Annotated in this window: 26 protein-coding genes; 18 read left to right on the top strand and 8 right to left on the bottom strand. The window is 65.8% G+C overall.

The window, feature by feature from the left end:
• Positions 1-28 precede the first annotated feature (28 nt).
• From DFR24_RS07780 to DFR24_RS07740, 9 genes are all read left to right on the top strand, one after another.
• Positions 29-1,123 carry a zinc-binding dehydrogenase gene (locus tag DFR24_RS07780; RefSeq protein ID WP_133880713.1) on the top strand — a complete coding sequence of 365 codons (1,095 nt, stop codon included), beginning with the start codon at positions 29-31 and terminating at the stop codon, positions 1,121-1,123.
• Between the two features lie 69 nt (positions 1,124-1,192).
• The gene (locus tag DFR24_RS07775) at positions 1,193-1,504 is read left to right on the top strand and encodes an ArsR/SmtB family transcription factor (RefSeq protein ID WP_133880712.1); all 312 of its coding nucleotides are present in this window, start codon (positions 1,193-1,195) and stop codon (positions 1,502-1,504) included.
• A 33-nt stretch (positions 1,505-1,537) separates the two neighbouring features.
• Positions 1,538-2,245 carry an aquaporin gene (locus DFR24_RS07770; RefSeq protein ID WP_133880711.1) on the top strand — a complete coding sequence of 236 codons (708 nt, stop codon included), beginning with the start codon at positions 1,538-1,540 and terminating at the stop codon, positions 2,243-2,245.
• A gap of 22 nt (positions 2,246-2,267) precedes the next feature.
• A complete protein-coding gene (locus tag DFR24_RS07765; protein WP_133880710.1) occupies positions 2,268-3,122 on the top strand; it encodes an arsenate reductase/protein-tyrosine-phosphatase family protein in 855 nt (284 codons plus the stop codon).
• Positions 3,123-3,133: 11 nt separating this feature from the next.
• Positions 3,134-3,550, top strand: coding sequence for an arsenate reductase (glutaredoxin) (gene arsC / locus DFR24_RS07760; protein ID WP_133880709.1), 417 nt, complete (start codon positions 3,134-3,136; stop codon positions 3,548-3,550).
• Positions 3,540-4,262 (top strand): arsenical resistance protein ArsH, encoded by a 723-nt coding sequence (arsH, locus tag DFR24_RS07755; protein ID WP_133880708.1) that lies wholly within the window; start codon positions 3,540-3,542, stop codon positions 4,260-4,262. Before arsC ends, arsH begins: the two co-directional genes overlap by 11 nt.
• A gap of 78 nt (positions 4,263-4,340) precedes the next feature.
• Positions 4,341-4,595, top strand: coding sequence for a CBU_0592 family membrane protein (locus DFR24_RS07750; protein ID WP_133880707.1), 255 nt, complete (start codon positions 4,341-4,343; stop codon positions 4,593-4,595).
• Between the two features lie 230 nt (positions 4,596-4,825).
• On the top strand, positions 4,826-5,227 hold the full coding sequence (locus tag DFR24_RS07745; protein ID WP_162851101.1) for a carboxymuconolactone decarboxylase family protein: 402 nt from the start codon (positions 4,826-4,828) through the stop codon (positions 5,225-5,227).
• Positions 5,228-5,241: 14 nt separating this feature from the next.
• Positions 5,242-5,805 (top strand): RNA polymerase sigma factor, encoded by a 564-nt coding sequence (locus DFR24_RS07740; protein ID WP_133881521.1) that lies wholly within the window; start codon positions 5,242-5,244, stop codon positions 5,803-5,805.
• Positions 5,806-5,827: 22 nt separating this feature from the next.
• Here the strand turns inward: DFR24_RS07740 and DFR24_RS07735 are convergent, their stop codons facing one another.
• Positions 5,828-7,021 carry a WG repeat-containing protein gene (locus tag DFR24_RS07735; RefSeq protein WP_133880705.1) on the bottom strand — a complete coding sequence of 398 codons (1,194 nt, stop codon included), beginning with the start codon at positions 7,019-7,021 and terminating at the stop codon, positions 5,828-5,830.
• A gap of 176 nt (positions 7,022-7,197) precedes the next feature.
• Between DFR24_RS07735 and DFR24_RS07730 the strand changes: the two genes are divergently transcribed.
• Together DFR24_RS07730 and DFR24_RS07725 are read left to right on the top strand one after the other, a co-directional pair.
• Positions 7,198-7,422 carry an RNA-binding S4 domain-containing protein gene (locus DFR24_RS07730; RefSeq protein ID WP_133880704.1) on the top strand — a complete coding sequence of 75 codons (225 nt, stop codon included), beginning with the start codon at positions 7,198-7,200 and terminating at the stop codon, positions 7,420-7,422.
• Positions 7,423-7,432: 10 nt separating this feature from the next.
• On the top strand, positions 7,433-7,963 hold the full coding sequence (locus DFR24_RS07725) for a M48 metallopeptidase family protein (RefSeq protein ID WP_133880703.1): 531 nt from the start codon (positions 7,433-7,435) through the stop codon (positions 7,961-7,963).
• A 25-nt stretch (positions 7,964-7,988) separates the two neighbouring features.
• On the opposite strand, the gene DFR24_RS07720 is transcribed toward DFR24_RS07725, so the two are convergent.
• From DFR24_RS07720 to DFR24_RS07710, 3 genes are read right to left on the bottom strand one after another with little or no spacing between them, the layout of a single operon-like run.
• Positions 7,989-8,564 (bottom strand): hypothetical protein, encoded by a 576-nt coding sequence (locus tag DFR24_RS07720; protein WP_133880702.1) that lies wholly within the window; start codon positions 8,562-8,564, stop codon positions 7,989-7,991.
• Positions 8,565-8,615: 51 nt separating this feature from the next.
• On the bottom strand, positions 8,616-9,719 hold the full coding sequence (locus DFR24_RS07715) for a hypothetical protein (protein WP_133880701.1): 1,104 nt from the start codon (positions 9,717-9,719) through the stop codon (positions 8,616-8,618).
• Positions 9,720-9,754: 35 nt separating this feature from the next.
• The gene (locus DFR24_RS07710) at positions 9,755-10,024 is read right to left on the bottom strand and encodes a hypothetical protein (RefSeq protein WP_133880700.1); all 270 of its coding nucleotides are present in this window, start codon (positions 10,022-10,024) and stop codon (positions 9,755-9,757) included.
• Between the two features lie 323 nt (positions 10,025-10,347).
• Between DFR24_RS07710 and DFR24_RS07705 the strand changes: the two genes are divergently transcribed.
• The 7 genes from DFR24_RS07705 to DFR24_RS07675 all read left to right on the top strand — a co-directional run bounded on the left by DFR24_RS07705 (position 10,348) and on the right by DFR24_RS07675 (position 20,013).
• On the top strand, positions 10,348-11,532 hold the full coding sequence (locus tag DFR24_RS07705) for an SEL1-like repeat protein (RefSeq protein WP_133880699.1): 1,185 nt from the start codon (positions 10,348-10,350) through the stop codon (positions 11,530-11,532).
• A gap of 199 nt (positions 11,533-11,731) precedes the next feature.
• Entirely contained in the window at positions 11,732-12,568 is an 837-nt protein-coding gene (gene ppk2 / locus DFR24_RS07700; protein WP_366518906.1) for a polyphosphate kinase 2, read from the top strand.
• Positions 12,569-12,747: 179 nt separating this feature from the next.
• A complete protein-coding gene (locus DFR24_RS07695; RefSeq protein ID WP_133880697.1) occupies positions 12,748-14,361 on the top strand; it encodes an inorganic phosphate transporter in 1,614 nt (537 codons plus the stop codon).
• A gap of 196 nt (positions 14,362-14,557) precedes the next feature.
• Positions 14,558-15,217, top strand: a complete 660-nt coding sequence (locus DFR24_RS07690; protein WP_133880696.1) for a TetR/AcrR family transcriptional regulator — start codon at positions 14,558-14,560, stop codon at positions 15,215-15,217.
• A gap of 104 nt (positions 15,218-15,321) precedes the next feature.
• Positions 15,322-16,506, top strand: a complete 1,185-nt coding sequence (locus DFR24_RS07685) for an efflux RND transporter periplasmic adaptor subunit (RefSeq protein ID WP_133881520.1) — start codon at positions 15,322-15,324, stop codon at positions 16,504-16,506.
• 12 nt (positions 16,507-16,518) lie between these two features.
• Positions 16,519-19,686: an efflux RND transporter permease subunit gene (locus tag DFR24_RS07680; RefSeq protein WP_133880695.1), complete on the top strand. Its 3,168-nt coding sequence runs from the start codon at positions 16,519-16,521 to the stop codon at positions 19,684-19,686.
• A 45-nt stretch (positions 19,687-19,731) separates the two neighbouring features.
• Entirely contained in the window at positions 19,732-20,013 is a 282-nt protein-coding gene (locus DFR24_RS07675) for a hypothetical protein (protein ID WP_133880694.1), read from the top strand.
• Between the two features lie 13 nt (positions 20,014-20,026).
• Here DFR24_RS07675 and DFR24_RS07670 read toward each other — a convergent pair whose 3' ends face one another.
• From DFR24_RS07670 to DFR24_RS07655, 4 genes are all read right to left on the bottom strand, one after another.
• Complete coding sequence (locus tag DFR24_RS07670; RefSeq protein WP_133880693.1) at positions 20,027-20,812, bottom strand: SDR family oxidoreductase; 786 nt, start codon at positions 20,810-20,812, stop codon at positions 20,027-20,029.
• Between the two features lie 47 nt (positions 20,813-20,859).
• On the bottom strand, positions 20,860-22,692 hold the full coding sequence (locus tag DFR24_RS07665; protein ID WP_133880692.1) for an acyl-CoA dehydrogenase: 1,833 nt from the start codon (positions 22,690-22,692) through the stop codon (positions 20,860-20,862).
• Between the two features lie 77 nt (positions 22,693-22,769).
• Positions 22,770-23,090 carry a 2Fe-2S iron-sulfur cluster-binding protein gene (locus DFR24_RS07660; protein WP_133880691.1) on the bottom strand — a complete coding sequence of 107 codons (321 nt, stop codon included), beginning with the start codon at positions 23,088-23,090 and terminating at the stop codon, positions 22,770-22,772.
• Between the two features lie 43 nt (positions 23,091-23,133).
• The gene (locus DFR24_RS07655) at positions 23,134-24,165 is read right to left on the bottom strand and encodes an NADP-dependent oxidoreductase (RefSeq protein ID WP_133880690.1); all 1,032 of its coding nucleotides are present in this window, start codon (positions 24,163-24,165) and stop codon (positions 23,134-23,136) included.
• Positions 24,166-24,201: the final 36 nt, after the last annotated feature.

Below are 24,201 nucleotides of genomic sequence, written 5' to 3'. Positions count from 1 at the left end.
CGCTCCCGCACGACCCGGAGACAGACCCATGCGAGCCGCCATCCTCGACGCCATCGGCAGCGCCCTGAGTGTTCAGAACATCGATATCGAAGGGCCTCGCGCGGGCGAAGCCCTGATCCGCGTGAAGGCCTGCGGGGTCTGCCACAGCGACTATTCCTGCATGCACGGCATCCTGAAGGCGCCGGTTCCTTCGGTGCTGGGGCACGAGATGGCCGGCATCGTCGAAGCCGTCGGTCCTGGCGTGGAGAACGTGAAGAAGGGCGATCACGTCGTCGCGGGACCGTCGCCGCACTGCGGGGTCTGCGAGTTCTGCGTGGAATCCAAGCCCTATCTCTGCACGCAGATGGCCCCGATGTTCATCAACGCCACGATGCTCGACGGCACCTCGCGCCTGAGCCGTCGCGGCGAGATCGTCTACCAGCTCTGCGGCATCGCAGGCTTCGCCGAGCAGGCGGTCGTGCCGGCCGGGGCGCTGGTCAAGGTTGACCCCGGCGTGCCGCTCGAAGCGGTCTGCGTCCTCGGCTGCGGCATCATGACCGGCGTCGGCGCGGTGATGAACACCGCGAAAGTCGAACGCGGAACCACCGTCGCGGTGCTGGGTTGCGGCGGCGTGGGCCTGGCCGTGATCCAGGCCGCGCGCATCGCGGGCGCGCGCCAGATCATCGCGGTGGATCCCGTCGCGTCGCGTCGCGCATTGGCCGTCAGGCTCGGCGCCACCGACGAGGTCGATCCCTCCGGCGGCGACGTCGTGAAGCTGGTCAAGAAACTGTCCGGCGGCGGCGTGCACTACGGCTTCGAGTGCATCGGTCGCACCGACACGATCGCACAGGTGTTCAACATGGTTCGTCCATCCGGCACTGCGGTGGCGGTCGGCGCGCCGAAGATCACCGACGAGGTCGGCATCCGTGCGAGTGGCTTCCTGCAGGACAAATCGCTGAAGGGCTCGCTCTACGGCGCGAGTTCGCCGCGCCGCGACATCCCGCGGATGATCGAGTGGTATCGCAGCGGGGATCTGAGACTCGACGAGATCGTCACGCACCAGATTCCGCTGGCCGACATCAACGAAGCCTTCACGCTGATGACGAGCGGCGGCGGGGCGCGTGCGGTGGTGATGATGGGGTGATGGCGGGGAAGGTTCGCGCGCGCTTCACGGGTCGTTGACGAGGTTCAATGATTCAACGATTATTGAAACGTGAAAAGCGAACTCGCCGTCTCCCGTCTCTACGCGCTCGCGCAGGCTTCGCGCCTCGCGGTGTTCCGCCTGCTGGTGCAGAAGGGCCCGGAGGGCATGGCGGCCGGCGAGATCGCGGAGCGCCTGAAGGTAGCGCCCAGCGCGCTCTCCTTCCATCTGAAGGAACTGACCAGCGCCGGCCTGCTGAAGTCGCGGCAGGAAGGGCGATTCGTCATCTACGCGCCGGACTTCAAGGCGATGCGGGGCCTGATCGATTACCTCACTGAAAACTGCTGCGCCGGGAGTGCCTGTGGTCCCGACGAGTGCAATTGAGTCTTTCGAGGCGAACTCCATGAGTTCCTTCCCATGACGCTGGCTCGACGCGCCGTCGCTGAAGGCCTGGGAACCGCGATGCTGCTCGCGGTGGTCGTCGGCTCCGGAATCATGGGAGAGCGCCTGGCGGCTGGAAACCTGGCCTTGGCCCTGCTCGCAAACTCCGTTGCCACGGGTGGTGGCCTGATCGCATTGATCCTGACCTTCGGGCCGATCTCGGGCGCACAGTTCAATCCCCTGGTCACGCTTTCGCTGGCGGTGATGCGCTTGATGCCCTGGCGCGAGGTGCCGCCCTACGTCGTCGCGCAGATCATCGGCGGCGTCGTCGGGGTGTGGGCGGCGCACCTGATGTTCGGCGAGACGGTGTTCCAGTTCTCGGTAAAGGCACGGCCGGGCATGGCGCTGGCATGGAGCGAGGTCGTCGCGAGCTTCGGGCTCCTCATGGTCATCCTCAGCGGCGTGCGGCACCGGGCCGAGGCGGTGCCCTATGCGGTGGCCGCCTACATCGTCGGCGCCTACTGGTTCACCGCTTCGACGTCATTCGCCAATCCTGCGGTCACGATCGCCCGCTCGTTGACGAATACTTTTGCGGGCGTACGACCGCAGGACGTTCCGACGTTCATCGTCGCCCAGTTTGCCGGTGCCGCCGCCGCAACGCTGATGTTTGCGTGGCTTTTCAAAGCACCGGCAATCCGCGCCCAAGGACGCGACACCCGATCTGAAGCATTGAAAGCGCCGTGACGCCGTTCCGAGGACGACCTCGATGACCTTCAACAGGATTCTTTTTCTCTGCGTCGCCAATTCCGCCCGCAGCCAGATGGCGGAAGGGCTCGCCCGGAATATCTTCGGCGGCGACGTCGATGTGGTCAGCGCAGGGTCGATGCCCTCGCAGCTCGATCCGCTCGCCGTCACCGCGATGGCAGAGCGGGGTATCGACATCAGCCGTCATCGCTCGAAGGCGGTGAGCGACCTCGATGCCGCGAGCTTCGATCTGGTCGTCACGCTCTGTGCCGACGAGGTCTGCCCCGTCCTGCCCGGCAAGGTGAAGCGCCTGCACTGGCCCATCACCGATCCGGCCCGCGTCGATCCGGCTGGTGATCGCGAGAAAGCACTCGAAGCGTTCCGCGTCGCCCGCGATCAGATTCGGGAGCGGATGCGGGTGCTGGCTGCGCTGCGCGGTCTCGGCGCGGGCCCGGAGGGGCGCGAGTGGCACTCCAGCATTCGGGTCGCGGACCTCGCCAGGAGTGCCCGCTTCTACGCCTGGCTGCTCGGTATCTGGCCCAAGGAGTGGACGCATCGCTATGCCACTTTCATACGCGCGGATCTGAATCTGAATTTCGTGCTGGTGGTGTCGGACGGCGAGGAACTGCACCACGACACGCTCTATCACCTGGGCGTCGGTGTCGAAACCCGGTCCGCCGTGATCGAGGCCTACCACCGCGCGGTTGCAGCGGGCATGCCCGTCGTCAAACCGCCTCGCACGACCTGGAAGGGCACGCCGCTGCACGAGCTGTGGCTGACCGATCCGGATGGCACGCTGGTGGAGGTCTATGCGCGTCTGACGCCCGCCGAACTCGCCGGGATGCCCGCGGACCAGCAGCCCGTTTTCCTGACCTGAGCCCGAACGACATGAACGTCACGATCTACCACAACCCGTCCTGCGGGACCTCGCGCAACACGCTGGCCCTGATCCGCAACGCGGGCATCGAGCCAACGGTGATTGAATACCTCAAGACGCCGCCGAATCGCGCGACGCTGGAAGCGCTGATCGCGAAGATGGCGGTGCCGGTGCGCGAGGTCATCCGCGAGAAAGGCACGCCGTACGCGGAGCTGCGTCTGGACGATCCGACGTGGACGGACGCGCAACTGATCGACTTCATGCTCCAGCACCCGATCCTCATCAACCGGCCTATCGTGGTGTCGGATCTGGGCGCACGCCGCCCCTCGGAGGCCGTGCTCGAGCTTCTCCCCGCCGCGCAGAAGGGCGCTTTCACCAAGGAAGACGGTGAAGTCGTGATCGACGCCGAGGGCCGCCGTGTCCGTTGACGCCTCTTTGCTGCCCCATCTCGACGGCACCCTGTTCGCGGTTCCGTCTGCCGCTTCACTGAACCCGGCGGCTCGCGCCACGCATCGTCCCCGCATCCTGCTTCTGTACGGCTCGCTGCGGGCTCGTTCGTTCAGCAGGCTCGTGACTTTCGAAGCGCAGCGCCTGCTGGAAGCCATGGGCGCCGACACTCGCATCTTCGATCCCACCGGCTTGCCGCTGCCCGACGGCGCGCCGGAATCGCACCCGAAGGTGCAGGAGCTGCGCGAGCTGGCCGCGTGGTCCGAAGGCATGGTCTGGACCTCGCCCGAACGTCACGGTGCGATGACCGGGATCATGAAGGCGCAGATCGACTGGATTCCGCTCAGCGTCGGCGCGGTGCGGCCGACGCAGGGCAAGACCCTGGCGGTGATGCAGGTGTGTGGCGGATCGCAGTCCTTCAACGCGGTGAACCAGATGCGCGTGCTCGGCCGCTGGATGCGCATGATCACCATCCCGAACCAGTCCTCCGTGGCGAAAGCCTTCATGGAGTTCGACGAATCGGATCGCATGAAGCCGTCGAGCTATTACGACCGCATCGTCGATGTGATGGAGGAGCTGATGAAGTTCACCCTGATGACCCGCGACGTGTCACCGTATCTGGTCGACCGCTACAGCGAGCGCAAGGAATCGGCCGAAGCGCTGTCGAAGCGGGTGAACCAGCGCTCGATCTGATTCGCTTCGGCGACGCTGGCCGCGGCAACCCGCGCAGCTTCTTCCTGGTTGGCCCGAAGGTCGGACGGAGATCGCAGCATGCTCATCCAAGGCATTTCCCTCGTCGGGGCCTGTGTCGTCCTGTATGCATTCTTCATGCAGCAGCAGGGCGCATGGCAGCCTGGCGAGGTGCGTTACCTCGCCTGCAATTTCATCGGCACCGCGGTGCTCACCGCCGTGGCCTGGATCGGATCGCAATGGGGTTTCGTCCTGGTCGAGGGGATCTGGGCCATCGTGAGCTTCCGAGGCTTGATCCGCGCCAGACGTGCTCCGTCCGTGGCGGTCCCCGAGTAGAGGGACTCCCTGAAAATGGTGGACGTTGCGATCATCAATCCGAAGTGATGGCTCGTCGGCTGTGGCGGCTGGACGGGTGCGGCCTCAGTTGCCCGGGTCGGGGTGACGCGGACCGCGCAGCGCGGCGGGGCGGATCCAGGCGGCCTGGCGTAACGCAGGGTGTATCTCTGCGGCGCCCGCTTACGTCTAAGCCAGGGAGAAAGGAACATCACCCCATCAAGGAGTCCCCCATGAGCGAACTTTCCCCTCGAGAACGCGCCCTCGTCGGCCTCGGAGCCGCCCTCGGCAGCAACTGCATTCCCTGCGTCGAGCATCACATTCCGGTCGCACGGGGTGCCGGGCTGAGCGACGAGGAGATCCGTGCCGCTCTGACTCTCGCCGACACCATCCGCCAGGTGCCGGCACGCCGTGTCCTGGCGCGCGCGACCGAACTGCTGAGCGCCCCTGCTTCGGAATCCGAGCCGGCCTCGAACTGCAGCACGCTCGACAAGAAGCCGGTCGAGCAGACGCTGGACGCGATGGCCTCGACGGTGCAGAAGATGATGTCGGGGTGCGGCACCGGGGCCCCCGCGGCGGCTTCCGGTTGCGGACCGGCGTCCCCGCCGAAGTCCACTTCCGGCGGCTGCTGCTGAGCCGCTTGTTCGCGATGTCCGAAGCCACGATCCCGTTCGAGGCGGCCGCGCGCGCAGTGTCACGGGCGGTGCTCGACTACCTGATCCGGTACGTCGGCAATCCCACCGTGGCCGAGGACCTGCTGCAGGAAACGCTGATCCGCATGGACAGAGGTCTGGGGAGCTTCGAAGGCCGCGCATCGATCAAGACCTGGGCATTCTCCATCGCCAGCCGGGTCGCCGCGGACTATCTACGTCATCCGGAGCGGCAGACCCAGGTGGTGGAGCTGGAAGAGGCGGAGGCTGTCGCGGATCCTGCGACGGGCGCCGATGAGCGCCTCGTCATTGGCGAGATGGATGCGTGCATCCGCCGCACCATCGACACCTTGCCGGACAGCTACCGCACCGCCCTGATTCTCCACGACCTCGAGGGCCTGACGGCCGAGCAGGTGGCGGAGATCGGTGATTGCTCGCTGGCCACGGCCAAGATCCGGATTCATCGCGCCCGCCAGCGTCTGAAGGACGCACTCGCAAACCGCTGCACGTTCTACCGGGATGAAGACGCGGTGTTTCGTTGCGACCAAAAGCAGAAAACCTGAGTTCGGGCGACCAACGAGGGCTTCACGGCGAGCGCCAGACTTCCTTGCCGTCCGTATTCAGATACGCGTGCGGCCCGCGTCCGGATTGCTGCAGCCAGACCCGTGCGAGGCCGCCGTAGTACATCTCGACGCCGGCGTACTGCGGCGCCACGCGCAGCTTTCCCTTCTTGTCGACGTAGCCGTAACCCTTGCCCTTCACCAGCACGCCGGCCAGTCCTTCGCTGAAATCGCCGGCGTCGTCGAACTGCGGCTCGATGACGAAGCGGCCGTCGCGGTCGATGTAGCCGAACAGCTTGTCGGAGCGCTTGCCCTGGGCGTTCATGCCGCCGGTGAGCGTGGCGCGGGCAAGGCCTTCGCGGAAGGCGTAGCCGCCGAAGAATTTCGGCTCGATGGCGATCTTGCCGGCCGGATCGAGATAGCCCCAGCCGGTGCCGGTCTTGTTGAACACGGCGCGTCCGTCCGCGTAGTCGCTCGAGATCTTGAAGTCCTCCGACGGCGGCACGACGACCTTGCCGTGCGTGTCGATGTACGCGTAGCCGCCCTTGACCTGGGCACGCGCGCGCTCCTCGACATGCGGATAGGCGTAGTTGAACTGCGGCTCGATCACCCACTTGCCCTTGCGATCCATGTAGCCGTAGCCGCGCTTGTCGTAGACGAGCACGCAGGCCAGGCCGTCGCTGAAGGGATGCACCTTGTCGTAGGCCGCCGGGATCACGAACTCGCCGCTGCGATCGATCCACCCGTACTTGGAGCCGCTGCGCACGATCGCGAGGCCGTCCTTGAACGCGAAGGCTTCGTCGAACTTCGGCGCAATGACGATGCTGCCGCTGGCATCGACATAGCCCTGCTTGCCGTCCAGGCCGAAGGCGACGAGGCCTTCGGAGAATTCGGTCCCCATTAGGCTGGCGACACTGATCTCGGCGGCGAAATCGCCGCTGCCGCGCGTGATCGTCTTCTTCGGCGAGATGACCAGCTGTCCGCTGGCATCCACGAAGCCGGCCTTGCCGTTCTGGTAGACGCGGGCATATCCACCGGCGAACTTGATCGACGCGTCGTACTGCGGCTCGATGACGACCTTGCCCTCGATGTCGATCGCGCCGTGCTTGCCGCCGACTTCGATCGGCCAGAGGCGCGGCTCCGGGGGCGCCGCGGCACAGGTGCCGACGATCCCGCCGATGCCGGCCGCACATACGAGTCCCCGCAGCATTGCCATCATGGCGCTCCTTGTTTGTCGTCGTGACGCGCGATCACTTCGGAGCAGTGTAGGGCGGGCGCGGCGGCCCCGGAATGCGGCCCGGAACCATGCAGCGGCTCGGCGTGACCGGCTTCACCCGGGATGCCGGAGCCTGCGCAAGGCGTCTAAGCTTCCGGTTCTTCCCGACGATTCGCCTCATGCAAACCACCACGTTCACCCTCGAAGCCGACTACGTCGAGCTCAACCAGCTGCTGAAGCTGTGCGGCGCCTGCGAAAGCGGTGGCGCCGGCAAGATGCTGGTGGCGGAGGGAAGGGTGTCGGTCGACGGCAAGGTCGAGAGCCGCAAGACGGCCAAGATCCGGGCGGGCCAGATCGTGAACTGCGACGACCTGCGCATCCGGGTGGTCGCCGGACCTGCCTGAGCGACGCCGGATGGCCGTTCGCGAACAGGGGCCGGATCCGCAGATCGTCCTGCGTTACGTCGGGGCCTATCCGGCCGCGACGCAGGAACAGGTGCGGCGCCTGGTCGTGGAAAACCGGCTGGCGGAATACCTGCAGCGCAAGTATCCCGGTACGCACGACGTGCAGACCGACGGTGCGCTCTACGAGTACGCCCTCGATCTCAAGCAGGCGCATCTTCGCAGCTCGGGCCCGCTGCACAAGGTCATCTGGCAGAACAAGATGGACGTGATGCAGAAGGTGCTGGGCCTGAACACCGCGATCTCCCGCGTGCAGGGAGGGCGCCTGAAGGCCAAGGCGGAAATCCGCATCGCGAGCCTGTTCAAGCGCACGGCGCCGGAATTCCTCGAGATGGTCGTCGTGCACGAGCTGGCGCATCTGCGCGAGCGCGACCACGACAAGGCCTTCTACCAGCTGTGCAGGCACATGATGCCGGACTACCACCAGGTGGAATTCGACCTGCGCCTGCTGATGCTCAACGAAGAGATCGGATCCAGGCCCTGAGGTTCCGGATGGCGCGAGCGCTGGATCAGCCGTAGACGACCTGGCCCTGGTCCGCCGAGATCAGTTCCCAATTACCGGGAGTGGTCTGACGGTTGACCATGTAGCCGCTGCTGCTGCCGACCTTGACGTTGCCCAGATACGCGGTCACCCGGATGCGGCCATATCCGCGTTTCTTGAGCGCCTCGAAAATGCGCTGTCCCATCGACGACTTGGTGCCGACCAGGCCGGCGCCGCACACCAGCAGTTTCAGATCCACCAGGCTCTTCGTCAGGCCTTCCTTTTCCAGCGTGTGGGCAATTTCCTTGGGTGTGTACCGCTTCCGCTCCTCGACGCCGTTGGGCAGGATCCGCTTCGCGGAAATGGTTTCCGAGTCGGCGGCGCCGGTTCCGTGGATCAGCAGGTACACCGTGTCGCCGCCTTGCACCTTCTTCAGGCATCCGTCGCCGAGGATGTGGGCCATGCCCTTGCGATAGCCGGAGAGATGCGCGTTGTGGACCAGGAACGGCAGGTTCGCTTTTTCTCGCAGCCGCGTTTTCTGCATGTCCCGGGCCATCTGCTCCATCTCGCTGGACGGAACCGGCAGGTAGATGTACTCAGTCATGAAGGCCTCCGTGGGATTCGGTTGTCGAAGACGCGTCGGTAGAAAGGGAAATCACCCGCCCGGTTTGCAGCCGCTCATCACGTTGAACATGGTTTCGAAGGCCTTCGGATCACTCTTGCGAAAGCTCTTCCGGATGAAGATCGGCCCGTCGGGCTTGGCGAACTGCTGTACGTGCGTGAAGCCGACGATGCGCTCGGCTGGAATGGTGCCCCATTGGGCGATCTCCGCTTCGCCGCTGTTCCAGAGCGCCTTGAATTTCGGTTTGACCTTGAAGGGAACGATGAAGCCGCCGTGAACGATCGCCAGGTAGAGCCAACCGGGCCTGTTGTATTTGTCGGTCGCGAATGCCAGGGAGCTGTCGATCGACGTCGAGCAGGAGATATAGCCTTTCAGGCATTCGTTCTCGACCATTCGTCCCAGATGGGACGACTCGTTGTCGACGATTCGTCGCCAGACGGTGTATTCGATCAGCAGCTTGCTGTCAGAGGCCCATGCGCCGCCGTCTCTGACCGCCCACAGGAATTCCGCCTTCGTGATGTGTCGTTTGTAGCGTTCGAACAAGTACCAGTCGAAGGCCTCGAAAACCGCGTTTTCCAGGTACCAGGCGTCGTTGCGCGACGAGGGCGGCGTGAAGCCGCCGGCCTTGAAGACTTCGACCGGCTTGCGGCTGTCGCCACGGAAGGCCACGGCATTGGCGCGGTCGATCCCGCCGAACCTGTTCCAGTCGGATGCGATCTTGTCCTTGTTCCCCATCACGGTTTCGATACTCGACTTTGTCGGACGAACCTGAGGGGCGTAGTTCTGGCCCTGCAAGGCAGCTTGACTGCGGGCGCTCATGTCACGTGCGCCCATCACCACATCACCGCGCTGGCTCTTCGGCTCGGTCGCCTTCCAGCATGACGACAGAACGCGCGCGACGACGTCCGGAAACACGTTCGTTGCCGGCGGCGCATGCTTGGGTTCGATGATCGGCCAGGCCCCTTTATTGGGGGCCGATCCACGTTGCGCATCTTTCCAACCGTAATCCGGATTGGGATTGAAGGCTTCGAATTCGGTGACGAGATAACCGACGTCGCTGTTCCACTTGTTGTCGAACGCCACCGGTTCCGGCTTGTAGCGTGAATTGAACTTGAACGGATTCGATATTTTTGACATGAGGACTCTCCCTGAACTGACGTCGCGCGAGATCGCTATCGAGCGCGACGGCTCACGGCGCGAGCAGGCGCAGCCGCCTTGGCGGATCTCGTCAGCGCGCGATCGATGAAGGCGGCGAGTTCGCCGAGCGAGTTGAAGCCGTCGGCCGTGCCCGATGCAGGGTGCTCGACCGTGCCGCTGAGCCGGCTGCTGAACCCGGCGCTGAGCCTTCGGATCCGGAGCACGAACTCGGACGGCGCCGCGTGTCCCGCGGCCTCGATCACGACCTCGCGAGATTCCAGACCCGATGAAGACGAGTTTTTCATGCCACCCCTGTCGTGAATGGGCCTTGCGGCCCGCCCCATGTCCGGCACTTTTTCGTCCCGAGGGCTTGGGCCCCCGGTGAAATCCGCATCCCCGCGGTGTCGTGCCATGGAAAGGACAGTGGCCCTCCGCCCGCATCGGGTCCATGGGCAAACTCCGAGCAAATTCCGAGCGGCGTGAGGTAGTCGACAGGTCCGAGGGCCGGCTGCTCCCATTCGGTCCTGGCCAATGGACGGGCCTGCGGATTCGCTGTTCCGCGGCGCCCCGCGACTCATGAGGAATGCGGGCTAGGATGGATCCGGAACCCGGGTTCGGAGGTCGGAAGATGCTGCTGCTCGCCGTGACCCACAAGATCGTCAGGCCGCTTCTCATCGTCCCGGCCTGCCTGCTGCTGGCTTCCTGCCTGGAGTTCGACAAGCCGGTGTTCACGGTGGACGACGCCGTGGCGATGCCCGGCATGGCGGGTTTCTGGGAAAACCAGGACGGAGATGGCAATCGCGTCCTGAAGACGGGAGCCAAGACCTACGAGATGCGGGACGCGGACGAGGCCAAGGACGCCGAGGGCGCGTTCGAGAACCTGATGTTCATTCCGCTGCCGGCGCAGCCGGGCTATTACCTCGCGCAGGCGGAAGTCCTGCAGAAGGACAAGACGCGGCCCGCCTCGCTGGTCCTGTTTCGCCTCGTCGACGGCGATTGGCTCCAGTACTCGTCCGAGCCCGAAGGTGAAGACCTCGCGACCTTCGGCAGGAAGTGGGGGCTGGTGATAGGTGACTACGGCCACGTCCAGAACCGGCCTGGCAAGGCGCAGGTCATCCACTTCTTCACGCAGCTGGTCCGTCACGAGCCGCATCCAAAGTTGATAGGCCTGCTGAAGCGCCGGGGCAGCTTCGTGGACAGCGCCGCCAAGGGCGTGTCCGTGGAGGCGGTACAAAAGGCCATCGGCGCAAAGCAGTTCGCGCAGGCGCGCACGATGCTGGCTCAGCTGGCCGACCGCGGTGATGTCCAGGCGCAGGTGATGCTGGCGGAAACCCACGTCGACGCGCGCTTCGGCACGCCGCCGGACTACGCAAAGGCCGTGTCGTATGCGCAGGACGCCTGGGCCAACGGCAGCCGCGACGGCGGGCTGCTGCTGCTGTCGCTGTACCTGGCCGGACCGGGCGCGCCCGCGTATGGATCGCTGTCCAGACCCGGCCCGCGGCCGGACGCCCTGCGCGGCCTGGAACTGGCGGCGGCAATGGAAAACGAACCCGGCCGCCACGGCGCCGTCGCGCGCGACCTGCTGGCGACGTTCGCGTCGCTCAGTTGCAGTCAGGGTGCAAGCCCGTCGTGCGCCACGTCTGCTGCCGACGCGGCCAGGGCCAGATGGAAAGCCGGGCAGGTGGCGAGGAACGCGGAAAGAAAGCTGGCGGCGGATGCTGGCGAGAAACTGGCGGCCGCCGCCGCTGCGGAAAAAGACGCGGCGACCGCCGTCGATGAAAAGCTGACGCCGGCTCCGCCGATGGCGCCCTGATTCGATGCGGAGTGCCGGTTGCTCGAGCGGGATGTCCTTAACGCCGCTGTCACGTCGGCGGCCCACGATCCCGGCACTTCCATGCCGCGTCCGCCGGCCGCCCGATCGGAGCCCTGCCGTGACCCTCAAGAACCCGACGTCAGACCAGCAGGCCCTGCTCGAGGCCGAGTTCCAGGACAGCCTGGACGAAGAGCTGGAGATGGAGCTCGACGATTCGCGCCTCGACGATCTCGTCGCCGGGTCGACGACGGAGGCAGGCTTCGACATCGACCGTCATTTCTATTTTCGCGAACTGCTGCGGCTGCAGACCGAGCTGGTCAAGCTGCAGGACTGGGTCGTCAAGAACCGGCTCAAGGTGGTGGTGCTGTTCGAGGGGCGCGACTCGGCGGGCAAGGGCGGCGCCATCAAGCGCATCACGCAGCGTCTGAATCCGCGCGTCTGCCGCGTCGCCGCGCTGCCGGCGCCGAACGATCGCGAACGCACGCAGTGGTACTTCCAGCGTTACGTCAGCCATCTGCCGGCCGGCGGCGAAATGGTCCTGTTCGATCGCAGCTGGTACAACCGCGCCGGCGTCGAGCGCGTGATGGGCTTCTGCAACGACGAGGAGTACGAGGAGTTCTTCCGCACCGTACCGGAGTTCGAACGCATGCTGGTGCGTTCCGGCATCGTCCTCGTGAAGTACTGGTTCTCGATCACCGACGACGAGCAGCATCGCCGCTTCCTTGCGCGCATCCACGATCCGCTGAAGCAGTGGAAGCTCAGCCCGATGGATCTCGAGTCGCGCCGCCGCTGGGAGGCCTACACCAAGGCCAAGGAAGTGATGCTCGAGCGCACGCACATTCCCGAAGCGCCGTGGTGGATCGTCGAGGCGGTGGACAAGAAGAAGGCCCGCCTCAACTGCATCCGTCATCTGCTGGCGCAGATCCCGTACGCCGAGGTCGAGCATCCAGCGATCACGCTGCCGGCGCGGGAACACAACCCGGACTACCTGCGCAATCCGGTGCCGGAGTCGATGTTCGTGCCGTCGGCGTACTGACCGGGTCTGGACATCCCGACGTAGCCCGGATGAAGTCCGGGATCGCGTTCCACATTTCGAGGGGAATCCCGGACTTCGTCCGGGCTACAGGTGCGTCATTCGACGATGTTCCGTGACGTCGCCACGAATCTGTCACGCGCAAGCTCTAGCGTCGCCGCATCCACGCAAGGGTGCACACCATGAGCTCCACGACAGCCGCCATCGACTCCCCCGGAGTCGTCCAGAAACCCAAACTCGACCAGGGGCTCGGCAACGCCGGCAAGATCGGATTCGCAGCCGCGATCGTCACGGCGATCGTCTACGTCGGTTACAGCATCTTCGTCGACGCCAGCGCTGCCGGCATCCACGCCAACACGTACCTTCCGTTCATCCTGCTGTTCATCGCGCTGCTCGTCGCGCTCGGCTTCGAATTCGTCAACGGCTTTCACGACACGGCCAACGCCGTGGCCACCGTGATCTACACCAACTCGATGCCGGCCAATGTCGCCGTCGTCTGGTCGGGCTTCTTCAATTTCCTCGGTGTGCTGCTCTCCAGCGGCGCGGTCGCCTTCGGCATCGTCTCGCTGCTGCCGGTGGAGCTGATCCTGCAGGTCGGTTCCAGTGCCGGCTTCGCGATGGTCTTCGCGCTGCTCACCGCCGCCATCGTCTGGAACCTCGCGACCTGGTATCTCGGCATCCCGTCGTCGAGTTCGCACACGCTGATCGGCTCGATCATCGGCGTGGGCATTGCCAACGCGCTGATGCATGGCCGCAGCGGCACTGCCGGCGTGGACTGGACCAAGGCCGCTGACATCGGCAAGGCGCTGCTGCTGTCGCCGCTGCTCGGCTTCACGGTGGCGGCACTGCTGTTCCTGACGTTGAAGGTGCTGGTGCGCAACAAGGCGCTGTACGAGGAACCGAAGAACGGCCTGCCGCCGCCGTGGTGGATCCGTGGCCTGCTGGTGTTCACCTGCAGCGGCGTGAGCTTCGCGCACGGCTCCAACGACGGGCAGAAGGGCATGGGCCTGATCATGCTGATCCTGATCGGCACGGTGCCCACGGCGTATGCGCTGAACCGTGCGGTTCCGCCGCAGTACGTGGCCGATTTCCACAGCCACTCGTCGATGGTCGTGCAGGCCTTGGGCACACATGGCGGCGAGGCGCTGTCCGAAAGCGATCCGCGCGCGACGATTACGCGCTACATCGCCGACAAGCAGCTCGCCCCGCAGACCGTGCCGGCGCTCTCGGCGCTGGTCGTGGACATCGACCAGCAGGTCAGCGAGTACGGCACGCTGGCCAAGGTGCCGGCCGAAGCCACGCGCAACATGCGCAACGACATGTATCTCGCCGCCGAAGCGGTGAAGCGGCTCGGCAAGGAATCCTCGCTCGCGTTGTCGGATGCCGACGGCAAGGCGCTGACCGAGTACAAGGCCTCGCTCGACAAGGCGACGCGCTTCATTCCCACGTGGGTGAAAGTCGCGGTCGCGTTCGCGCTGGGTCTGGGTACGATGGTGGGGTGGAAGCGCATCGTCATCACGGTGGGCGAGAAGATCGGCAAGTCGCACCTGACCTATGCGCAGGGCGCTTCGGCCGAACTCGTCGCGATGTGCACCATCGGCGCCGCCGACGTGTTCGGACTCCCGGTGTCGACGACACACGTCCTGTCGTCCGGCGTCGCCGGCACGATGACGGCCAACAAGTCGGGCCTGCAGATGTCGACCGTGCGAAACCTGCTGATGGCCTGGGTGCTGACCTTGCCGGTGTCGATCGCGCTCGCCGGTTCGCTGTACTGGGTGCTGTCGCACGTGTTCTGAAAATGGCGCGGACGCGCTGCACGAAAGAAATCGGGGCCGGGCATTGCAGGATGCCCGGCCCCGAGTCGTTTCCGGAGGTCGAGCGGACGCTGAAAATCGAAAACCTACCCGTCGGAGTGGGGTGCAATTACTGAGTGGAGCGCCCGCTCAAAGCAGTTGCTTGAAACACTCGCTTCGAGCTGCCTATGATCGGGCCATGCTCGAACCCGACCTCACCCGCGAGCGCCTGCTCTGCGCCGCGATCGACATCTTCGCGACGCATGGTTACCTGGGCGCCTCGACTCGCGAGATCTGCCAGTTGGCGAACGTCGGCAATGCGTCGATCCACTATCACTTCGGCGACAAGCGAACGATCTATCGCGAGCTGTACTTGCGACTGCTCGACGATTTCGAGGCGCGCATGCGCGGCGTCGGCATCGAGAACCTGAGCGGACGCGACGCCTTGTTCGCGTACTTCATGGCGCTGATGCGCCCGCTGGCCGAGGACACGCACGTCGCCAACCAGGTCTACCTGCACCTGCGCGAGGAATTCCAGCCCAGCGGCATCGTCGACGACCTGCAGCCGCGCAGCCTGTTGCTGCAGTTCGAACTGCTCGGCGAGCTGCTGCAGCGCGAACTCAACATGCGCAAGCCCGACGCGTCGCTGCACCGCCTGGTGCTGGGCATCCACGGGCTCGCGCTGATCTACATCGTCAAGGGACGCAGCATCGCGCAGGCGCTGCCGGGCCAGATGGATGGCCCGAACTGGCTCGAACGTCTGGCTACGCACCTGTCGTACACCGGCTGGGGCATGGTCGAGCACGAGCGTCGCCGCCGCGCCGCCACGGCGAGAAAGAAACGATTGCAGGTGGCCTGATCGAGGCCGGGGCTTTCGCTCCAGCTGCTATCGATGCAGGCGAACGTCACCGTGACCCGCCGTGTGCTGGCTACGGCGATCCATCAGGAAATGTTGCCGTGACGATGAACAACGCTGGACGTCTTTCCCTCGCTCTTCGTGCGTCGAGCCTCGTGCTGGCCGTCGCGCTTGCCGCTTGCGGCAGGACGGAAGCCGAAGCAGCGCCCGCTGCACCGCCGAAGGTTTCGGTCGTGACCGTCGGCACGCAATCCGTCGCGGTCACTGCGGAACTGCCAGGCCGCGTGACCGCGATGCGTACGGCCGAAGTGCGGCCGCAGGTCAACGGCATCGTGCAGAAGCGCTTCTTCACCGAAGGCGGCGAGGTCAAGGCCGGCCAGCAGCTCTACCAGATCGATCCTGCGCCTTACGAGGCGCAACTCCAGGCCGCGATCGACATCGCGGCGGGACGTCAGCGGCACGCCGAGCGCGTCGAGCGGCTCTACCAGCAGGAAGTGATCAGCGGCTCGGCCTACGACGAGGGCCGCCTGGGTCACATCCAGGCGCAGGAGGCGCTGAAGCTTGCGCGCATCAACCTCGTCTACACCAAGGTGCTGTCGCCGATCTCGGGACGTATCGGTCGCTCGGCCATCAGCGAAGGCGCGCTCGTGACGGCCGGACAGCCGGGCGCGCTGGCCGTGGTGCAGCAGATCGACCCGATCTACGTCGACGTCACGCAGCCCAGCCGCGTGTTGCTGCGCCTCAAGCGCGAGCTGTCGGACGGTCATCTCAAGCAGGGAGAAGATGGCGGCGCGCGGGTGAAGCTCGCGCTCGAGGACGGCAACGAGTACCCGCACGCCGGCACGATGCAGTTCTCGGAGCTCACGGTGGACGAGGGCACCGGCTCGGTGACGCTGCGCGCTGTGTTCCCGAATCCGGACGGTGTGCTGCTGCCCGGCATGTTCGTGCACGGCATCATCGAGGAAGGCGTGCGGCCGGACGCCATCCTGGTGCCGCAGCTCGGCATCACGCACGACCGCAAAGGCGAGCCGACCGCGCTCGTGGTCAGCGCCGGGAACAAGGTCGAGATGCGACAGCTCGTGACCGACCGCGCCGTCGGCGACCAGTGGCTCGTGTCGAAGGGCCTGGCTGCGGGTGACCGCGTGATCGTCGAAGGCCTGCAGTACGTGAAGCCCGGTGATGCCGTCGACGTCTCCGAGTACAAGCCGGGCAAGGTGGCGCCTGCACCGGGCGCGACGCCGGCAGAGGCTGCTGCGGCGCCCGCGCCGCGCAGCGACGCTCCCCAGTCCTGATCGGCGCACGACGTGGTCAATTTCTTCATCGATCGGCCGATCTTCGCCTGGGTGCTGGCGATCGTCGTGATGCTGTCCGGCGGCCTGGCCGTGCTGACCTTGCCGGTGTCGCAGTACCCCAGCATCGCTCCGCCTGCCATCTCCATCGAAGTGGCGTATCCGGGTGCGTCGGCCGAGACGGTGCAGAACACCGTCACGCAGGTCATCGAGCAGCAGATGAGCGGCATCGACCGCCTCATGTACTTCCGTTCCGAGAGCAACAAGGACGGCAGCATGCTGATCACGCTGTACTTCGAACAGGGCACGGATTCCGACATCGCGCAGGTGCAGGTGCAGAACAAGCTGCAGCTCGCCACGCCGCTGCTGCCCATCGAAGTGCAGGCGCAGGGCCTGCGCGTGGCCAAGGCCACCGTGAACTTTCTGCTGGTGATCGGCTTCGTGTCGCGCGACGGCGGCATGAGCGGCACCGACATCGCCGACTACGTGGCGTCCAACGTGAAGGATCCGATCAGCCGCACGCCGGGTGTCGGCGACGTGCAGTTGTTCGGCTCGCAGTACGCGATGCGCATCTGGCTGGATCCGGCCAAGCTCACCAATTTCGGCCTGACGCCATCGGACGTATCCGCGGCGCTGCAGGCGCAGAACGTCCAGATCGCATCGGGCGAACTCGGCGGCCTGCCGTCGGTGGCGGGGCAGCGGCTCAACGCCACGATCGTCGGGCCGCAACGTCTGCAGAGCGTCGAGGAGTTCGAGCGCGTGCTGCTCAAGGTCAGAGGCGACGGTTCGCAGGTGCGCCTGAGCGACGTGGCCACCGTGGCGCTCGGCGGCGAGACCTACGCGGTCAACACCGAATACAACGGCCAGCAGGCGACGGGCCTCGCGATCAAGCTCGCCACCGGCGCCAACGCGCTGGATACCGCGGCTGCCATCCACGCGACGATGGACCAGCTCACGCCGTTCTTCCCGCCGGGCCTGGAAGTGGTGTCGCCGTATGACACGACGCCGTTCGTGCGCGTGTCGATCCGCGAGGTGATCAAGACGCTGTTCGAAGCGACCGTGCTGGTGTTCCTGGTCATCTACCTCTTCCTGCAGAACTTCCGCGCCACGCTGATTCCGACGATCGCCGTGCCGGTGGTGTTGCTCGGCACCTTCGGCATCCTTGCCGCGGCCGGTTACTCCATCAACACGCTGACGATGTTCGGCATGGTGCTGTCCATCGGCATGCTGGTGGACGACGCCATCGTCGTCGTCGAGAACGTCGAGCGCGTGATGGCCGAGGAAGGCCTGAGTCCGCGCGAGGCCACGCGCAAATCGATGAAGCAGATCACCAGCGCGCTCGTCGGCATCGCGCTGGTGCTCGGCGCCGTGTTCCTGCCGATGGCGTTCTTCGGCGGATCGACCGGCGTCATCTACCGTCAGTTCTCGATCACCGTGGTGTCGGCCATCTCGCTGTCGGTGCTGGTGGCGATGCTGTTCACGCCTTCGCTGTGCGCCACGATGCTCAAGCCGGTCAAGGCCGGCGAGCACCACAAGCCCAAGCGCGGCCCGCTGGCCTGGTTCAACCGCGGCTTCGAGCGCATGAACCACGGCTACGAGAAAAGCGTCGTCCACGTGACGCGGCGTCGCGGCCGCTACTTCGGCGTCTATGCGCTGATCGTGCTCGCCATGGCCGGGTTGTTCACGATGGTGCCCAGCGCCTTCCTGCCCGACGAGGACCAGGGAATCCTGTTCGTGCAGGTGGACCAGCCGCCGGGCACGGCCAGCGAAGTCACGCAACAGACCTTGAACGAGGTCCGCGACTACTTCCTGCGCGAAGAGAAGGAAGCGGTCACCGGCGTGTTCACCGTCAACGGCTTCAGCTTCGGCGGCCGCGGCCAGAACTCGGGCCTGGTGTTCGTCAAGCTCAAGGACTGGGAAGAGCGAGACGGCGACGGCCAGAGCGTGTTCGCGATCACCGAGCGTGCACAGGAGCACTTCAAGACGATCATCACCGGCAAGGTCGCGGCGTTCGCGCCGCCGGCGGTGCTGGAACTGGGCAACGCGATGGGCTTCGACTTCGAGCTCCTGGATCGCGCGAACCTGGGCCACGAGAAGCTGATGGAAGCGCGCGAGCAATTGCTGGAGATCGCGGGCAAGGACCCGGCCATCGGCGCGCTGCGCGGCAACGGACTGCCCGACGAGCCGCAGTACCAGCTCGAGATCGACTGGGAGAAGGCCAGCGCGCTGGGCCTGTCGATCGCCGACGTCAGCCAGACGCTCGGCGCCGGCTGGGGCTCGTCGTACGTCAACCAGTTCATCGATCGCGGGCGAGTGAAGAAGGTCTTCATCCAGGGCGCCGCGGAGTCGCGCATGCTGCCGCAGGATCTCGATCGCTGGCACGTGCGCAACGCGGCGGGCCAGATGGTGCCGTTCTCCGCGTTCTCCACGGCCAAGTGGGGCAATGGATCGCCCAAGCTCGAGCGCTACAACGGCATGTCGGCGCTGCAGTTCCTCGGCGAGCCCGCCAAGGGTCACAGCACCGGCGAGGCGATGGCCGCGATGGAAGCCGCCGTCGCGAAGTTGCCGAGCAAGGGTTTCGGATTCGAATGGACCGGCTTGTCCTATGAAGAGCGACGCTCGGGCTCGCAGGCGCCGGCGCTCTATGCGATCTCGCTGATCATCGTGTTCCTGTGCCTGGCCGCGCTCTACGAGAGCTGGGCCATCCCGGTGTCGGTGATGCTGGTCGTGCCGCTGGGCATCATCGGCACCGTGACGGCCACCTTGTTCCGGGATCTGGCCAACGACGTGTTCTTCCAGGTGGGCCTGCTGGCCACCGTGGGCCTGTCTGCGAAGAGCGCGATCCTGATCGTCGAGTTCGCCAAGGAGAACCACGACCAGGGCATGGACCTGTTCGAAGCCACCGTCCACGCCGCGCGTCAGCGTCTGCGGCCGATCCTGATGACCTCGATGGCCTTCATCCTCGGCATGATGCCGCTGGCCGTCGCCACCGGCGCTGGAGCCGGCGGACGTATCGCGATCGGAACCGGCGTCATCGGCGGCATGATCAGCGCGACGATTCTCGCGGTGTTCTTCGTGCCGGTCTTCTTCGTGGCGATCCGCAGCGTGTTCAAGCGCAAGCCGCGGCCGGCAGCTCACGACGACGAAGATGCGCCGCGGCCGATTGCGGAAGAAGCGCGCTAGCGGAAAGACTCGCCGTCGACTTTAGATCACGGAGCCAGAACTGGCATGAGCACGAACGAAGGCGGGGGAGCGATCGGAATCCTGGGCGGACTTGAGGAAGCGCTCGCCGCCATCGAGCATCAGCGCTGGGCCGACTGGCAGCGTCACCTGCACGCGAAGTGCGAGCGCCTGCCCGATGGATCGCTGCGGTTACCGGCCGAGTTCGTCACACGCTGGGAGCGGCAGATCGCGACGGCGTATGCGGACCTCGACGAAGAGGAGAAGCAGAGCGATCGCGATCAGGTCCGGCGTTATCTGCCGCTGATCGAGTCGGCGCTCAAGGCCTGAGCGCCGCGCGACCTCAGACGATCGTCGCGCCGCCGTCGATCGCCAGCACCTGGCCGGTGATGTGTTTCGATGCATCGGATGCGAAGAGCAGCGCGGCGCCCTTCAGATCCTCGTCGTCGCCGAGGCGATTCAGCGGTGAGAGCGCGGCCATCCGCTCGTCGCCGACGGCGTCGATCAGCCGGTTCGTCAGTTTTGACGGGAAGAAGCCCGGCGCCAGCGCGTTGACGGTGATGCCGTAGCCACCCCATTCGGCGGCCAGCGCCCGCGTGAAATTGATCAGCGCACCCTTGCTGCTGTTGTACGCGATCGCCTGCAGGATGTCGGGTGACGTGCCCTGCAGTCCGGCCGTCGACGCGATGTTGACGATCCGGCCGTAGCGGTTGGGAATCATCGAACGCTTGCCGATCTTCTGCGTCAGCAGGAACGGGCCGCGGATGTTGAGATCGAACACCTTGTCCCAGGCCTCGACGGGATAGTCCTCGGCCGCTGCGCCCCAGGAACTGCCGGCGTTGTTGACCAGGATGTCCACGCGGCCTGCGCGACGGATGGCCTGATCGGCCAGGTCGTCGATGTCGGACTCCTGCGAGGCGTCCGAGGCGATCCAGTCGGCGTCGATGTCGAGCGCGGCCAGGTGCGCAGTCGCGCGCCGCAGTTCGTCGGCGTTGCGGGCGGACAACAGGATGCGCGCGCCGTGCGTGCCCAGGGCCTCGGCCATCTGCAGGCCCAGACCGCGCGAGCCGCCGGTGATCAGCGCGGTGCGGCCGCGCAGATCGAAGAGAGAGGGTCGTTTGATGCTCATTGAAAGTGCGCGATGAAAAAGGATGTCAGGACGAGCAGCGAAACGCCTCAGAACCAGGCGTCGGCCATGTCCAGCGTCGTCGTGTCCAGACTCGTCAGCAGATCGAACTGCGGACCGATCCGGGGCAGTTCGTAGCGGAAGAAATATCGGGCCGCGGCGCGTTTGCCCTCGTAGAAATCGCCGGACTTGCCCTGAGCCGTGAGCAGCTGTTCCAGCCAGATCCAGGCCATCACAACGTGTCCGAAGGCCTCCAGGTAAAGACTCGCGTTGGCGAGCGTCACGCTCGCGTCCGGCGCTTCCCACAGGCGACGCGTCACCAGCAGCAGGCGGACGAGCTGCACGCCGAGCGCACCGGCCGACGTGCGCAGGCTTTCGTCGTCGGTCGTTGCCGCCCGCTCGATCGTGCGCTGGATCCGGTTGCGCAGGACGTCGAGCGCCGCGCCCTGTTTCATGGCCACCTTGCGGCCGAGCAGATCCAGGCCGTGGATGCCGTGCGTGCCTTCGTGGATCGGATTGAGACGATTGTCGCGGTAGAACTGCTCGACCTTGTATTCACGCGTGTAGCCGTAGCCACCGTGCACCTGGATCGCCAGGTCATTGGCCGCCACGCACCACTGCGAGGGCCAGCTCTTGGCGATCGGCGTCAGGATCTCCAGCAGCACGTCCAGTTCGGTGCGCGCGGCTTCATCGGTCTCGGCCTGCATCTGGTCGATCAGGCGCGCGCAGTAGAGGTTCAGTGCCAGTGCACCCTCGGCGTAGGCCTTCTGCGCCAGCAGCATGCGCCTGACGTCCGCGTGCTCGACGATGGGTCGTTGAGGGGCGAGGGGATCCTTGCCTGCACGGCCCTGAGGACGGTTGCGTGCGTAGTCGAGCGCGTGCAGATAACCGGTGTAGCCGAGCGCGGTCGCGCCCAGCCCGACGCCGATGCGGGCCTCGTTCATCATGTGGAACATGTACGACATGCCGAGGTGCGGGCGACCGATGAGGTAGCCGACTGCGCCGGCGCGGTCGCCGGGCCGGTGACGCGTGCCCTCGCCGAAGTTCAGCAGGCAGTTGGTCGTACCGCGGCAGCCCATCTTGTGATTGAGGCCTGCCAGCACGACGTCGTTGCGCTCGCCCAGGGAACCGTCGTCGCGCACCAGGAATTTCGGCACGATGAACAGCGAGAGTCCCTTGACGCCGGGGATCAGCGCGCCGTCGGGTCCGGGAATGCGCGCGAGAACGAGATGGACGATGTTGTCGGAGAGCTCGTGCTCGCCGGCGGAGATCCACATCTTGCTGCCGGAGATCCGGTACTGCGGACCGAGGACGGAGTCTGCCTCGTACGCGGCGCGCGTCGCGATATCGGCCAGCGATGAACCGGCCTGCGGTTCGGACAGGCACATCGTTCCGAAGAACGCCCCGCGCAGCATCGGCTCGACGAAGGTCTTGATCTGGGTGGCGCTGCCGTGCGCGAGCAGCAGGTTGGCGTTGCCGATGCTCAGGAACGGGTAGGCCGCGGTTCCGACGTTGGCTGCCAGCAGGTAGGCGAGGCCGGCCTTCTCCATGACGCAGGGCAGTTGCATGCCGCCGAACGCGTAATCCTGCGTCGCCGCGAACAGCCCGGATTCGGCCACGGCTTTCAGAGCCACGCCCACCTCGGGAATCACGTGCGCGGTGTGGCCATCGAACGAGGGCTCTTCGCGATCCGACTTCTGGTAGTGCGGCGCGAATAGCTCGGTGGCGATGCGCTCGTAGGTATCGAGCACGGCCTCGAAGGTTGCACGCTCGTGATCGCGGAAGCGCGGAAGCTGCGTCAGCGCCTCGACATCGAGCCACTCGAACAGCATGAACTCCAGGTCGCGACGGGACAGCAGCAGGGATTGGCTCGCGCTCGTCATGACGCCAGGCTCATCGGGAAGGAAATGGGCACGTTTCGAAGGAAGGTGGAAGGTCAGGCCGGCGTCGTGTGGAAGCGTCAGCGCTGTACGGGGGGAAGCCGCACGATCACGCCGTCGAGTTCCTCGGTGAACGTCACCTGGCAGGTCAGGCGGCTGTTGGGCCGGGCGTGTTCGGATCCGTCGAGGATCAGCAGCTCGTCTTCGTTGACCTCGCCGGCGGCAGCGCGCCAGCGATCGTCGATGTACGCATGGCAGGTCCCGCAGGTCGCACAGCCGCCACAGTCGCCGAAGATGCCCGGCACCAGGTTGTTGACCGCGCACTGCATCAGGCTTTCGCCCGGTTGCGCATCGGCGGCGTGCTGTTCGCCGTCGTGCGCGATGAAGATGATTCTGCCCATGGTCGTGTGTAGGTGAGGAGGCGGACGGCCGCCCCGCGATGGATCAGGTGGAGACGCGCACGACGACCTTGCCGAAGTTGTCGCCACGCAGCAGGTCGATGAAGGCCTGCGGGGAGTGCTCCAGGCCTTCGATCACGTGTTCGGTGAAGCGCAGCTTTCCCTGGGCCAGCCACGCACCCATCTCGGCCAGGAACTCGGCGTAGTAGCGCTCGTAGTAGTCGATGATCACGAAGCCCTGGATCTTGATCTGGCGCACGAGCATCGTGCTCAGCAGCGCTGGCGTGCGATCGGGACCGGGCGCGATGTTCTGGCCGTCGTACCAGGCGATCAGGCCGCACAGCGGCACGCGTGCGCCGACGTTCAGCAGCGGCAGCGCGGCTTCCAGCACGGCGCCGCCGACATTCTCGAAGTACACGTCGATGCCCTTGGGGCACGCCGCCTTCAATTGCGCCTTGAAATCCGGCGCGTGGTGATCGATGCAGACATCGAAGCCCAGTTCCTCGACGGCGTGGCGGCACTTCTTCGCGCCACCGGCGATGCCGACGGCACGGCATCCGCGCAGCTTGGCGATCTGGCCGACGACAGCACCAACGCCACCGGTCGCGGCGCCGACGACGACGGTTTCACCCGCCTTGGGCTCGCCGATCTTCAGCAGGCCGTAGTACGCGGTGAAGCCAGGCATGCCGAGCAGGCCCAGTGTCCACGAGGGATGCGGCATGTCGCGGTCCAGCCGGTTGACGCCGACGCCGTCGGAGATCGCGTACTGCTGCCAGCCGGTGAAGGCCAGCACCAGATCCCCTTCCTTGAAACGCGCGTGGTTCGAGGTCTCGACGCGGCAGACGGTGCCGCCGCACATCGGTTCGCCGATGCCGACCGGGTCCGCATAGGAAGGTCCGTCATTCATGCGCAGCCGCATGTACGGATCCAGCGAGAGGTAGAGCGTCTTCAGGCGCATCTGGCCCGGCCCCGGCGCTGGAACCGAGGCCTCTTCGACGCGGAAGTGCTCGAGCGTGGGAGCACCGCTGGGGCGCTGGGCGAGAACGACGCGTTGGCTCTTCACGGCACTGGATGACATGGGAGTTTCCTCAGGTGATGGATGGGACAGAGGCGC

It is taken from the genome of Panacagrimonas perspica (assembly GCF_004364935.1).
Classification (GTDB): domain Bacteria; phylum Pseudomonadota; class Gammaproteobacteria; order Nevskiales; family Nevskiaceae; genus Panacagrimonas; species Panacagrimonas perspica.
The sequence above is the reverse complement of the archived record's forward strand: the minus strand, read 5'-3'. Positions and strand labels throughout refer to the sequence as shown.